Source organism: Microbacterium plantarum (assembly GCF_035231185.1).
GTDB lineage: Bacteria > Actinomycetota > Actinomycetes > Actinomycetales > Microbacteriaceae > Microbacterium > Microbacterium plantarum.
The window spans coordinates 1,235,232-1,247,663 of record NZ_CP141117.1 but is presented as its reverse complement, the minus strand read 5'-3'; the positions used below and the strand labels follow the sequence as shown (position 1 = coordinate 1,247,663).

The window sequence follows — 12,432 nt, the reverse complement described above, 5'->3', positions numbered from 1 at the left end:
CGACGGGTCACAGACCGGATTCGTCGGTGCGGACGAGGATGCAGCCGCACTCGGGGCACGTCACGACCTCGTCGGCGGCAGCCTGCCCGATCGCCTTGAGGTCGGTTCCGGAGAGCTCCATGTGGCACCCGCCGCACGTGCGGCGCTGCAGGAGGCCGGCGCCCGGCGTCCGCTCGGCGAGCGACTCGTAGCGTGCCAGGAGATCCGCGGGCACCTTGGCCGCGACCGCCGCGCGGTCACGGGTGGCCGCGTCGAGACGAGCCTGGGCGTCCGCGACGGCGGCCTTGCCCTCGGCGCTCAACCGCCCGCCTTCGGCATTGACCTCGGCGATCAGGGCCTGCTGTGCGGAGACCGCGGTTTCCGCGGCCTCGAGGCGCTCCATGGCTTCGAGCTGCGCGTCCTCCAGCTCGCTCTTACGGCGGGCGAGCGAAGCGATCTCGTGCTCGAGGCCCTGGGCGTCCTTCGGGTTCGAGGTCGCCGCGAGTCGATCGGCATCGCGAGCCGCTCGAGCGTCGACGACAGCGACGTCCGATGCGATGCGCTTGAGCTCGGCCTCGATGTCGTCGCGATTGCCGAGCAGGCCGGTCAGCTCGACGGAGAGCTCCTGACGGCGTGCGAGCAGCTCGTTGACACGCGCCGCCTGAGCCGGATTGCGCTTCGCGGCCTCCGCTCCGCGCGCCTGCGCGTCGAGGCGGGCGATGTCCAGCAGCAGCAGCTGATCTGCGGGGGTGGCTTTCATGTGGGCCCAGAGAGACTCGAACTCCCGACTCCCTCGGTGTAAACGAGGTGCTCTAACCAACTGAGCTATAGGCCCCTGCTCTCAGTGTACGAGAGCGCCGACCCCTCCGAGCGTGAGTAGGCTGTCGTGCGGTGCTTGTGCGCGCCCGACAATGCCCGCGCCCTGCCCGTGGTGATTACCTGGCACGATCTGCCATACGAGAAAGGTCGCCCGTGACTGTCAACGATCAAGACCCCTACTCCCAGGACGCCCTGGACAGCGACCCGGAAGAGACCGGTGAATGGCAGGAGTCGCTGCGCCAGCTGGTCGATGCGAAGGGCTCGGGTCGCGGTCGCGAGATCATGCTGAGCCTGCTCCAGGCCTCGCACGAGCTGCAGCTCAACGTCCCGCAGGTGCCGGTGACGGACTACATCAACACCATCGCGCCCGAGAACGAGCCGGAGTTCCCCGGTGATGAAGAGCTCGAGCGTCGCTACCGTCGCTGGATCCGCTGGAACGCCGCGGTCACCGTGCACCGCGCCCAGCGTCCCGGCATCGGTGTGGGCGGACACATCTCCACCTACGCGTCGTCGGCCTCGCTCTACGAAGTCGGCTTCAACCACTTCTTCCGCGGTCCCGACCACCCGTCCGGCGGCGACCAGATCTTCATCCAGGGCCACGCCTCACCCGGCATCTACGCCCGCTCGTACCTCGAGGGACGCCTCAGCGAGAGCCAGCTCGACGGCTTCCGCCAGGAGGCTTCGAAGGCGCCCGACGGCATCCCGTCGTACCCGCACCCCCGTCTGATGCCGGACTACTGGCAGTTCCCGACGGTCTCGATGGGTCTCGGTCCGATCAACGCCATCTACCAGGCGATGAACAACAAGTACCTCACCAACCGCGGCATCAAGGACCTGTCCGACTCGCACGTCTGGGCCTTCCTCGGCGACGGCGAGATGGACGAGGTCGAGAGCCGCGGTCAGCTGCAGGTCGCAGCCAACGAGGGACTCGACAACCTCACGTTCGTCATCAACTGCAACCTCCAGCGTCTCGACGGCCCGGTCCGTGGAAACGGCAAGATCGTCCAGGAGCTCGAGGCGTACTTCCGCGGCGCGGGCTGGAACGTCATCAAGGTCGTCTGGGGACGCGGCTGGGACGAGCTGCTGTCGCAGGATGACGAGGGCGCCCTCGTCCGCCTGATGAACACCACCCCCGACGGCGACTTCCAGACCTACCGCGCCGAGGACGGCGCGTTCATCCGCGAGCACTTCTTCGGGCGCGACGAGCGCACGGCGGCGCTCGTGAAGGACTGGTCGGACGACGACATCTGGGGCAAGCTCCGCCGCGGCGGTCTCGACTACCAGAAGGTCTACGCCGCCTACAAGCAGGCGATGGAGCACAAGGGCCAGCCGACCGTCATCCTCGCGAAGACGATCAAGGGCTATGGTCTCGGTCACCACTTCGAGGGTCGCAACGCGACCCACCAGATGAAGAAGATGACGCTCGAGAACCTCAAGCACTTCCGCGACTCGATGCGCATCCCGATCACCGACGCGCAGCTCGAGGAGAACCCGTACCTCCCGCCGTACTACCACCCGGGCGCCGAGGACGAGACGATCCGCTACATGCTCGAGCGTCGCCGTGAGCTCGGCGGTTTCCTGCCGCAGCGTCGTACGAAGCACGCGCCGCTGACGCTGCCCGGCGACGAGTCGTACGCGCTGCCGAAGAAGGGCTCGGGCACGCAGGAGATCGCCACCACCATGGCGTTCGTCCGACTGCTCAAGGACCTGCTGCGTGCGAAGGACTTCGGCCACCGCATCGTGCCGATCATCCCCGATGAGGCGCGCACGTTCGGCATGGACGCGTACTTCCCGACCGCGAAGATCTACAACCCGCACGGGCAGAACTACACCTCGGTCGACCGCGAGCTGCTGCTGGCGTACAAGGAGAGCCCGCAGGGTCAGATCCTCCACGTCGGCATCAACGAGGCCGGCGCCGTCGCGGCGTTCACCGCGATCGGAACCTCGTACGCCACCCACGGCGAGCCGCTCATCCCGGTCTACGTCTTCTACTCGATGTTCGGATTCCAGCGCACCGGCGACGCGCAGTGGGCCGCGGGCGACCAGATGGCCCGCGGGTTCATCATGGGCGCGACGGCCGGCCGCACGACCCTGACCGGCGAGGGCCTGCAGCACGCTGACGGCCACTCGCACCTGCTCGCTTCGACCAACCCCGCCACTGTGTCGTACGACCCGGCCTACGGGTACGAGATCGCCCACATCGTTCGTTCGGGTCTCGAGCGCATGTACGGCGGGAACCACCCCGACCCGAACGTCATGTACTACATCACGCTCTACAACGAGCCGCTGGTGCAGCCGAAGGAGCCTGAGGATGTCGACGTCGACGGCATCATCCGCGGCATCCACCGCGTGAGCGTCGGCGAGGGCGACGGGCCGCGCGCGCAGCTGCTCGCGTCGGGCGTCGGCGTGCCGTGGGCCTACGAGGCGCAGAAGCTCCTCAAGGACGACTGGGGTGTGATCGCCGACGTCTGGTCGGTCACGAGCTGGACCGAGCTGCGTCGTGACGGTCTCGCCGTCGACGAGCACAATTTCCTGCACCCGACCGACGAGCCCCGCACGGCCTTCGTCACGCAGAAGCTCAACGACTCCGAGGGCCCGGTCGTCGCGGTCAGCGACTTCATGCACGCCGTGCAGGACCAGATCCGGCCGTGGGTGCCGCGTCGCTTCGCGACGCTGGGCGCGGAGGGCTTCGGCTTCTCCGACACCCGCCCGGCCGCTCGACGGTTCTTCAAGATCGACGGGCCGTCGATCGTGGTGCGCACACTCCAGGCTCTGGCCGAGGACGGCGTCGTGGACCGCGGTCTGTCGGCGCAGGCGATCGAGCGCTACCGTCTGCACGACGTGACGGCGGGCACGAGCGGAAACGCGGGCGGCGAGAGCTGACCCTTCGGTGACCGACGACAGCTCGAAGGCGGAGACACTCGCGTGGCTCCGCCGGATCCCGGGTGATCTGGCCACAGCCACGATCAATCGGCTCGAGGAGACGCTGCCCTGGTACGCCGAGATGCCGCCTGCGCGCCGGTCCTCCGTAGGACTGGTCGCGCAGGCGGGCATCACCTCGTTCATCCAGTGGTACGAGGATCCGACCTCGACCCCGCGCATCGCGGCCGACATCTTCGCCGCGGCTCCGCGCGAGCTGTTGCGCAGCGTCAGCCTGACGCAGACCCTGCAGCTCGTGCGGGTGACCGTCGAAGTCACCGAGGAACGGGTGGCGCACCGCGGCGACGATGTCCGCGAGGCGATCCTGAAGTACTCGCGTGACGTCGCTTTCGCAGCGGCAGACGTGTACGCGCGCGCCGCCGAGGCGCGCGGGTTGTGGGATGCCCGCCTCGAGGCGCTCGTCGTCGATTCCATCCTCACGGGTGAGACCGACGAGGAGCTTCCGAGCCGGATCGCCGCGCTCGGCTGGCACGGGCACGGTGCGGTCGCCGTCCTCGTCGGCACCGCTCCCCCGCAGTTCGACGTCGACCAGCTGCGCCGTGCCGCGCGCAAGATGGGCGTCGACGTCCTCGTCGGCGTTCAGGGCCTTCGCCTGGTGATCGTGATCGGGCGTGCCGACCTACCAGGCCGGGCGGAGCCGGTGCCCGAGCTGACCTTCCTCGAGATAGCGGCGAGACTCGAGCCCGGTTTCGGCCCCGGTCACCTGGTGCTCGGCCCCACCGTGCCCGCCCTGGTCGATGCGAGCCAGAGCGCTCGCGCGGCTCTCGCCGGCTTCGCGGTCGCGAGTGCCTGGCGTCATGCGCCGCGACCCGTCGAGGCCGACGATCTGCTTCCCGAGCGCGCGCTGGCCGGCGATCCCGTCGCCAAGGCAACTCTGGTCGAACGGATCTATCGTCCGCTGCTCGCCCACTCTGCGGACCTCGTCGCTACCCTGTGGAGCTACCTCGACAACGGTCGTTCCCTCGAAGCGACGGCCCGCGAGCTCTTCGTGCATCCGAACACCGTCCGGTACCGGCTGAAGCGCGTGTCGGACGTCATCGGCTGGGACGCGACCGGGCCCCGTGAGGCGCTCATCCTGCAGACTGCGCTCATCCTGGGCTCTATCGGCAATGACCTCACGAGACGACGCGCGCCGCAGTCGCGCCGGAGCTGACGAGGCCGCGCCTCCGTCGGACGCTCCTCATGACCCGTCGACTGTACGGTCGACACAAAGGTTCGCCGCATTGTTGTGCGATCGTCGCCAGCGGTCGACCGACTGAACTTGGAAGGATGTAACAGTGATCATCGCCGTGTTCCCCGGGCAGGGGTCGCAGTCCCCCGGCTTCCTCGCCCCGTGGCTCGAGCTGGAGGGTGCGCGTGAACGCCTCGAGCGCTTCTCCGAGCTCGCCGAGGTCGACCTCGTCGCCGCCGGTACCGAGTGGGATGCGGATCGCATCCGAGACACCGCCGTGGCCCAGCCGCTCATCGTCGCCGCCAGCCTGCTGTCGTACAGCGCGCTCGTCGCCGACGGCGCTCGCCCGGCAGGCGTCGCCGGCCACTCGGTCGGCGAGATCGCGGCACTCGCCGCCGGCGGCGTGCTGAGCGACGATGACGCGATGCGTCTGGTCGGACTCCGCGGGCGCGCCATGGCGGATGCCGCGACCCGCGAGCAGACCGGCATGAGCGCCGTGCTCGGCGGCGACCAGGATGCCGTCGTCGCCCGTCTGGAGGAGCTCGACCTCACCCCGGCCAACTACAACGGTGGAGGACAGATCGTCGCGGCCGGCGCACTCGACGCTCTCGCGAGCCTCGCCGCCGAGCCCGTCGCTGCGACCCGGGTCATTCCCCTCCAGGTCGCCGGCGCGTTCCACACGCGGTACATGGCGCCGGCCGTCGACACGCTCGCCGCGGCGGCATCCGCCACCTCGGTGAACGACCCCGACCTCACGCTGTGGTCGAACCGCGACGGCGCCGTCGTCGCCGAGGGCCGTGACGCTCTCGACCGTCTGGTCGCCCAGGTCGCGTCTCCCGTGCGCTGGGACCTGTGCATGTCCTCGTTCGCCGAGCACGGCGTCACCGGCATCATCGAGTTCGCCCCCGCCGGCACCCTCGTGGGCCTCGCGAAGCGTGCTCTTCGCGGCGTCCCCTCGGTCGCCGTCAAGACCCCCGACGACCTCGTCGCCGCATCCGCTCTCATCTCCGGAGGTGCCGCATGACCGCCGCCATTCGCCAGGCCACCGGCCCCGCTCACACCCGCATCTACGCGTACGGCGCGGCTCGCGGTGAGAACGCCGTACCCAACGACGACCTCGTCGGACCGATCGACTCGAGCGACGAGTGGATCCGTCAGCGCACCGGCATCGTCACTCGCGTGCGCGCGGACAAGGAGACCACCGTCATCGACCTGGCTGCGGATGCCGTGGCCGAGGCGATCGAGCGCAGCGGCGTTCCCGCCGACCAGGTCGACGCCGTCATCGTCTCGACGATCTCGAACCCGAAGCAGACCCCGTCGGTCTCGGCGATCGTCGCCGACCGCGTCGGGGCGAACCCGGCGGCGGCGTACGACGTCAACGCGGCGTGCGCAGGGTTCTCCTACGGAGTGACTCAGGCCGACGCACTCGTTCGCGCGGGTGCGGCCCGCTACGTCGCCGTCGTCGGCGCGGAGAAGCTCAGCGACATCGTCGACCCCACCGACCGCACGATCTCGTTCCTGCTCGGCGACGGCGCGGGCGCGGCGATCATCGGGCCGAGCGACACCCCGGGCATCGGTCCGACGGTGTGGGGCTCGGACGGGTCGAAGGCCGACGCCGTCGGCATGAACCACACACTCGTGGAGTTCCGCGACGGGACTGCGCCGTGGCCGACACTCCGGCAGGAAGGCCCGACGGTGTTCCGCTGGGCGGTCTGGGAGATGGTCAAGGTCGCACGGCGAGCCATCGAGGAGGCCGGCATCCAGGCGGGCGACCTCGCCGCCTTCATCCCGCACCAGGCGAACATGCGCATCATCGACGAGTTCGCCAAGCAGCTCGGGCTGCCCGAGACCGTCGCGATCGGTCGTGACATCGAGACCACCGGCAACACGTCGGCGGCATCCATTCCCCTCGCCACTCACCGCCTGCTCGAGGAGAACCCCGAGTTGAGCGGCGGTCTGGCCCTCCAGATCGGCTTCGGCGCGGGGCTCGTCTTCGGCGCGCAGGTCGTCGTCCTTCCCTGATCGGGCGGGTCCCCGCACCTAGACTGAACAGCGGCCCGCGTCCGGGTCGGTCCAGAGATAACAAGGAGAAACCCCATGGCATTCAGCAACGACGAGGTCCTCGCAGGACTCGCCGAGCTCATCACCGACGAGACCGGCATCTCGGCCGACGAGGTCGCCCTCGAGAAGTCCTTCACCGACGACCTCGACATCGACTCGATCTCGATGATGACGATCGTCGTCAACGCCGAGGAGAAGTTCGGCGTCACCATCCCCGACGAAGAGGTCAAGAACCTCAAGACCGTCGGCGACGCCGTCACCTACATCACGTCCAACCAGGCGTAACCCCCACCGGCGGGGGCACACGCCCCCGCCGGGGTTCCACCGAGGAGATCCATGAGCACCCCGCGTATCGTCGTCACCGGAATCGGAGCGTCGTCGCCCCTGGGCGGCACCGCACCCGAAAGCTGGGAAGGCCTGCTCGCCGGCCATTCCGGCACGCGCACACTCGAGCACGAGTGGGTCGAGAAGTACCAGATTCCGGTTCACTTCGCCGCCGAGGCCATCGTGCGCCCCGACACCGTGCTGGAGCGCCCTGTCTCCAAGCGTCTCGACCCCGCGTCGCAGTTCGCGATGGTCGCCGCGATGGAGGCGTGGGCGGATGCCGGCAGCCCCGAGGTCGACCCCGAGCGTCTCGGTGTCGACTTCGCGACCGGCATCGGCGGGGTGTGGACGCTGCTCGATGCGTGGGACACGCTGCGCGAGAAGGGACCGCGACGCGTTCTGCCCATGACGGTTCCGATGCTCATGCCCAACGCCGCCGCCGGTAACCTCTCGCTGCACTTCCGGGCGCGCGCCTTCGCCCGGACGGTCGCGAGCGCCTGCGCCTCGAGCACGGAGTCGATCGTCAACGCGATCGAGCACCTGCAGGACGGCCTGGCCGACATCGTCATCGCCGGTGGCACCGAGTCGGCGATCCACCCCATCACGATGGCGTCCTTCGCGTCGATGCAGGCACTGTCACGCCGCAATGACGACCCGGCGACGGCCTCGCGCCCGACGAGCATCGATCGCGACGGCTTCGTCATGGGTGAGGGCGCCGGTGTGCTGATCCTCGAGACCGAAGAACACGCCAAGGCTCGCGGCGCGAAGATCTACGCCTACGCGGTGGGCGGCGGCGTCACCGCCGACTCGTACCACATCACGGCCAACGACCCCGAGGGCGCCGGCGCCTCGCGCGCGGTCCGCGCTGCTCTCGAGCAGGCCGATGCCTCCCCCGATGATGTCGCGCACATCAATGCGCACGCGACCTCGACCCCCGTCGGCGACCCCAACGAGTACCAGGCGCTGCGCAGCGTCTTCGGCGACCGCATCGACGAGATCCCGGTCTCGGCCACGAAGGCGTCCACCGGTCACCTGCTGGGTGGTACCGGTGCCCTCGAGGCGATCTTCACGATCCTGGCGCTACGCGAACGGATCGCGCCGCCGACGATCAACATCACCGAGCAGGACCCCGCCGTCCCGTTCCGGGTCTCGGGCGAGACCCAGAGCCTCGGCGACGGTGATCTGCTGGCGATCAGCAACTCGTTCGGCTTCGGCGGACATAACGCCGTCGTCGCGTTCCGATCGGCCTGACCGGTCTCGGAACACGAAACAGACCCCCGCGGACGGCGTTCCGCGGGGGTCTGTTCTTCTTTCGGGTCAGTCGTCCCGTACGTGCTCCCGTTCCCCGGGATCATTCCACCGGGGCTCGGTACGAACGCACGGGCCGACTGGGTCTGTGCGACTCGGAATCAGCCCACCTTGTGCAGCCACACCACGGCAGCATCGTCGCCGGCGTGACGGAAGGGTTCGAGCTCTTCGTCCCAGGCTGCGCCCAACGCGACGTCGAGCTCGCGCTGCAGCTCGCGCACATCGCCCGCCGCGATCTCCATGGCGTAGCGGATACGGTCCTCACCGATCACGACGTTGCCCGTTGCATCGGTCTGGGCGTAATGGATGCCGAGGCTCGGGGTGTGCATCCACCGGCCCCCGTCGCTGCGCGGCGTCGGATCCTCCGACACCTCGAATCGCAGGTGCTCCCAGCCCCGTATCGCCGTCGCGAGTGCTGCTCCGGTTCCGGCCGGGCCCTCCCAGTAGAACTCCGCGCGACGGCTGCCGTCGAGCACCGGCTGGTCCTCCCAGTCGAAGCTGACCGCGCGTCCGAGCGCGCGCCCCGCCGCCCACTCGAGGTGCGGGCACAACGCGCGTGGCGCGGAGTGGATGAAGATCACTCCACGCGCCTGTGGTGTCGCCATGACTTCTCCGTTTCATCAGGTACGTCTTCCCCTACGACCTGAGCCCGGATGTCGGCGATGTGTTCGGTTACGGCGTCGATTATCGCGCACGAACCTGAAGAATCACAACCGTGTCACGATTTCTCCCGGCATCCGATGTCAAGCGCCTTCCTCGCGACCCACCCGAGCGGCAGGCTGGATCTCACACCCCGAGGAAAGGATGCCGCATGTCCGACAGCACTCCCCACCACCGCGACGCCGATGACGCACACGCCGACAGCGCCGCGCCGACGGATGCCGCCAGCGATGAGGTGAAGGCCGACGCGGCTCGCGCGGGCTCCGACCTCGGCGACACCGATCTCAAGGCGGGCGACGACAACACCGACTTCCCGCAGGATCCCGCGATCACGCACCCCTGACGCTTCACGCCCCTGTGCGTGCGAATGGCCGCCCGCGGGCGGCCATTCGTGCGTAGGGCGGGTGGGACTTGAACCCACGATCGTCGGGTTATGAGCCCGCTGCCTTGACCAGCTTGGCCACCGCCCCGTGCCGTATCGAGCCTAGCGCGAGCCGCCTCGAACCGACGCGACCGCTCAATCGTCGAGGCGCTTGCCCTTGCTCCCGCGCGGAATCGGCAGCTGCTGACTGTCGAGCACGACCTGCGGATGGTTCCGCGCCAGCGACGTCACGCCATAGACCGCGATGGCTCCGGCGACGACGAAGCCGACGAATGCCGGCAACGGCGCCGTTGCGGCCTCACGCAAGATGGCGATGCCGATGATGACGGCGACGATCGGGTCGATGACGGTGAGCCCGGCGATGACGAGATCGGGAGGCCCGACGGAGTAAGCGGTCTGAACGAAGTACGCACCGACCGCGGTCGCGGTGATCAGGCCGACGAGGCACAGGAGCGTCAACCACTCGAAGTCGCCGTTCTGGATGCGCGAGATCACGACCTTCGCGAGCGTCGCGACGAAACCGTAGATGATTCCCGAGGCCGCGATGTAGAAGAGCGGCTTCGCGCCCTTGCGCACCAGCATCCACACGGCCCCCGAGATCAGCAGCACCCCCGCGAGCAGAGCGAGGATGGTGATGAGCTGCGCCTGATCGATCGGCTCCTCCGTCGCGACGAGCGCGGCCACCGTGACGAAGGCGAGGATGCCTCCGACGCACAGGATGATCGAGCGAACCGACCGCTTCGTCGGCTTGACGCCGGTGATGCGTGCATTCAGCAGGGTCGTGATCACGAGAGAGATCGCACCGAGCGGCTGAACGAGGATGAGCGGCGCGAAAGTCAGCGCTGCAAGCTGACACACGATCGCGAGCCCGAGCATGATCGTCCCCGCCACCCACGACGGACGCTTCAGCAGACTCAGCAGCTGCGAGCCGTTGAGCCCGGCGCTTCCCGACGAGTTGGTGAGACGCTCGACCTTCTGCACGCCCCGGTGCTGGTAGAGCGCTCCGAAGGACATGAACACGGCGCCGAGCAGCGCGAGCGGGATTCCGATGAGGATTCTGGGTTCGCGGAAGACTCCGATCAGCTGATCGGTTACGTCATCGAGGGACGCGACAAACGGAATCACCTTTCGACCATAACGGCGAAGCGGGCTCGATTAGGCTCGCAACGTGCCCGTTCTTCCGATTCGCATCATGGGCGATCCCGTGCTGCACGCCCCCGCCGAGCCCGTCACCGAGATCACGGACGAGATCCGCCAGCTCGTCGCCGACATGTACGAGACCATGGATGCCGCCCCCGGGGTCGGCCTGGCTGCTCCGCAGGTCGGCGTCGGCCTGCGGATCTACGTCTACACGTACCAGGACGACGACGGCGAGCCCTGGCGCGGCGAGATCATCAATCCCGAGCTCTGGATGCGACCCCTCGAGCCCGGATCACCCGATCCCGACGACGAGTCGGAGGGGTGCCTCTCCTTCCCCGGTGAGCGGTTCCCGCTGCGGCGCTCCGAGGAGGTGCTCGTGACCGGCACCGACCTCGCCGGCTCCCCCGTCGAGATCCGCGTCGATGGCTGGCGCGCGCGCATCATGCAGCACGAGTTCGATCACCTCGACGGCATCCTCTACGTGGACCGCCTCGACGACTCGGACTGGAAGACGACGCAGAAGATCGCGAAGAAGCGCGGCTGGGGCCGTCCGGGCAACGCCTGGATGCCGGGCGTCGACGATCTCGACGCCTGACGCCATGAGCGACGCCAGCGGTCCGCGTGCATACGATCTCGACGCTCTGCGTGGACGGTTGCTGCCGGCGCGCGACGGTGAACGCTCGACGAGCATTCCGGAGCTCGCCGACGCCGACCGCGACCTGTGCGCGATCGCACTGGCTCTGCCCGACGGCTCGGTCCGATCGTCGGTGGATGGGGAGGTCCCGTTCAGCATCCAGTCAGCCGTCAAGCCGTTCCTGTTCGCCCTCGCTCTGGCCGACACCGACGGCGCAGCTCTAGACCGGGTCGGCATCGAGCCGACGGGCGAGGCGTTCGACGCCATCAAGCTCGAGAGCGGCACGGGAAGACCCCCGAACCCGATGGTGAACGCCGGCGCCATCCTGACCTGCGCGCTGGTCGATGGAGACGATCCCGACGAGCGGGCGAGCCGCATCGTGGCCGGGCTGTCGGGATTCGCCGGTCGCCGACTGGAGGTGGACGACGATGTCGCCCACAGCGAGCACCTCCTCGGCGACCGCAATCATGCACTCGCGCATCTGATGCGCGATGAGGGAACGCTCGCCGTCACGGCCGATGACGCTGTCGCGGTCTACGCCCGTGCGTGCGCCGTGCTGGTGGACGCGCAGACCCTGGCCGTCATGGGCGCGACGCTCGCTCTCGGCGGGGTGAATCCCGTGACCGGCGAACGGGCGGTGTCTGCGCGGATCGCGAGAGACGTCGTCGCCGTCATGGCCACGTGCGGCGTCTACGACGGATCGGGTCGCTGGATGCGAGCCGTCGGCGTCCCCGCGAAGTCCAGTGTCTCCGGCGCGATCGTGTTGTCGGCTCCGGGCAAGCTCGGCGCTGCCATCGTGAGCCCGCCTCTCGACGAGCACGGGACGAGCGTGCGCGGTCGCATCGGCGCGGAGGCGCTGAGCGACGACCTCGGACTGCACGTCTTCGGCTGATCGTTCGCGCGATCGCACGTCTCCGGTTGGCACTTCGCGCCGCTTCGAGGCCGAGGAACGGGCATCGAGTGCCAGGCGAACCTCAGACACATGAGTAAAGGCCCGGGGTGGAAGCCCGGGCC

General features: G+C 68.8%; 12 protein-coding genes and 2 tRNA genes. 9 read left to right on the top strand and 5 right to left on the bottom strand.

What is annotated here, in order from left to right; all coding sequences use genetic code 11:
* Positions 1-7: 7 nt before the first annotated feature.
* On the bottom strand, positions 8-739 hold the full coding sequence (locus VC184_RS05945; RefSeq protein WP_112614118.1) for a zinc ribbon domain-containing protein: 732 nt from the start codon (positions 737-739) through the stop codon (positions 8-10).
* A 1-nt stretch (position 740) separates the two neighbouring features.
* A tRNA-Val gene (locus tag VC184_RS05940) sits at positions 741-814 on the bottom strand.
* A 137-nt stretch (positions 815-951) separates the two neighbouring features.
* Between VC184_RS05940 and aceE the strand changes: the two genes are divergently transcribed.
* The 6 genes from aceE to VC184_RS05910 all read left to right on the top strand — a co-directional run bounded on the left by aceE (position 952) and on the right by VC184_RS05910 (position 8,545).
* A complete protein-coding gene (aceE, locus tag VC184_RS05935) occupies positions 952-3,681 on the top strand; it encodes a pyruvate dehydrogenase (acetyl-transferring), homodimeric type (protein WP_114587859.1) in 2,730 nt (909 codons plus the stop codon).
* 7 nt (positions 3,682-3,688) lie between these two features.
* Positions 3,689-4,891 carry a PucR family transcriptional regulator gene (locus tag VC184_RS05930; protein ID WP_323987532.1) on the top strand — a complete coding sequence of 401 codons (1,203 nt, stop codon included), beginning with the start codon at positions 3,689-3,691 and terminating at the stop codon, positions 4,889-4,891.
* Positions 4,892-5,015: 124 nt separating this feature from the next.
* Complete coding sequence (locus VC184_RS05925) at positions 5,016-5,933, top strand: ACP S-malonyltransferase (RefSeq protein WP_274177675.1); 918 nt, start codon at positions 5,016-5,018, stop codon at positions 5,931-5,933.
* The gene (locus tag VC184_RS05920; protein WP_274177674.1) at positions 5,930-6,931 is read left to right on the top strand and encodes a beta-ketoacyl-ACP synthase III; all 1,002 of its coding nucleotides are present in this window, start codon (positions 5,930-5,932) and stop codon (positions 6,929-6,931) included. The genes VC184_RS05925 and VC184_RS05920 overlap by 4 nt, the downstream gene beginning before the upstream one ends.
* Before the next feature lie 75 nt (positions 6,932-7,006).
* On the top strand, positions 7,007-7,255 hold the full coding sequence (locus VC184_RS05915) for an acyl carrier protein (RefSeq protein WP_023951379.1): 249 nt from the start codon (positions 7,007-7,009) through the stop codon (positions 7,253-7,255).
* Between the two features lie 51 nt (positions 7,256-7,306).
* The gene (locus tag VC184_RS05910; protein ID WP_114587862.1) at positions 7,307-8,545 is read left to right on the top strand and encodes a beta-ketoacyl-[acyl-carrier-protein] synthase family protein; all 1,239 of its coding nucleotides are present in this window, start codon (positions 7,307-7,309) and stop codon (positions 8,543-8,545) included.
* Between the two features lie 158 nt (positions 8,546-8,703).
* Here the strand turns inward: VC184_RS05910 and VC184_RS05905 are convergent, their stop codons facing one another.
* Positions 8,704-9,207 (bottom strand): DUF3145 domain-containing protein, encoded by a 504-nt coding sequence (locus tag VC184_RS05905; protein WP_112614106.1) that lies wholly within the window; start codon positions 9,205-9,207, stop codon positions 8,704-8,706.
* A 206-nt stretch (positions 9,208-9,413) separates the two neighbouring features.
* Here VC184_RS05905 and VC184_RS05900 point away from each other — a divergent pair, with 206 nt between their 5' ends.
* A complete protein-coding gene (locus VC184_RS05900) occupies positions 9,414-9,605 on the top strand; it encodes a hypothetical protein (RefSeq protein WP_269266554.1) in 192 nt (63 codons plus the stop codon).
* Positions 9,606-9,658: 53 nt separating this feature from the next.
* Here the strand turns inward: VC184_RS05900 and VC184_RS05895 are convergent.
* Positions 9,659-9,732: transfer RNA gene (locus VC184_RS05895), tRNA-Ile, on the bottom strand.
* Between the two features lie 47 nt (positions 9,733-9,779).
* On the bottom strand, positions 9,780-10,769 hold the full coding sequence (locus tag VC184_RS05890; RefSeq protein WP_112614102.1) for a DMT family transporter: 990 nt from the start codon (positions 10,767-10,769) through the stop codon (positions 9,780-9,782).
* 43 nt (positions 10,770-10,812) lie between these two features.
* Here VC184_RS05890 and def point away from each other — a divergent pair, with 43 nt between their 5' ends.
* Both def and glsA read left to right on the top strand, forming a co-directional pair.
* The gene (gene def, locus VC184_RS05885; protein ID WP_112614100.1) at positions 10,813-11,379 is read left to right on the top strand and encodes a peptide deformylase; all 567 of its coding nucleotides are present in this window, start codon (positions 10,813-10,815) and stop codon (positions 11,377-11,379) included.
* 4 nt (positions 11,380-11,383) lie between these two features.
* Positions 11,384-12,310: a glutaminase A gene (glsA, locus tag VC184_RS05880; protein WP_274177672.1), complete on the top strand. Its 927-nt coding sequence runs from the start codon at positions 11,384-11,386 to the stop codon at positions 12,308-12,310.
* Positions 12,311-12,432 lie beyond the last annotated feature (122 nt).

Coding starts and splice junctions, on each gene's coding strand:
- VC184_RS05945 (WP_112614118.1), bottom strand. CDS start 739: ATGAAAGCCACCCCCGCAGATCAGCTGCTGCTGCTGGACATCGCCCGC.
- VC184_RS05900 (WP_269266554.1), top strand. CDS start 9,414: ATGTCCGACAGCACTCCCCACCACCGCGACGCCGATGACGCACACGCC.
- VC184_RS05915 (WP_023951379.1), top strand. CDS start 7,007: ATGGCATTCAGCAACGACGAGGTCCTCGCAGGACTCGCCGAGCTCATC.
- VC184_RS05920 (WP_274177674.1), top strand. CDS start 5,930: ATGACCGCCGCCATTCGCCAGGCCACCGGCCCCGCTCACACCCGCATC.
- VC184_RS05905 (WP_112614106.1), bottom strand. CDS start 9,207: ATGGCGACACCACAGGCGCGTGGAGTGATCTTCATCCACTCCGCGCCA.
- glsA (WP_274177672.1), top strand. CDS start 11,384: ATGAGCGACGCCAGCGGTCCGCGTGCATACGATCTCGACGCTCTGCGT.
- VC184_RS05910 (WP_114587862.1), top strand. CDS start 7,307: ATGAGCACCCCGCGTATCGTCGTCACCGGAATCGGAGCGTCGTCGCCC.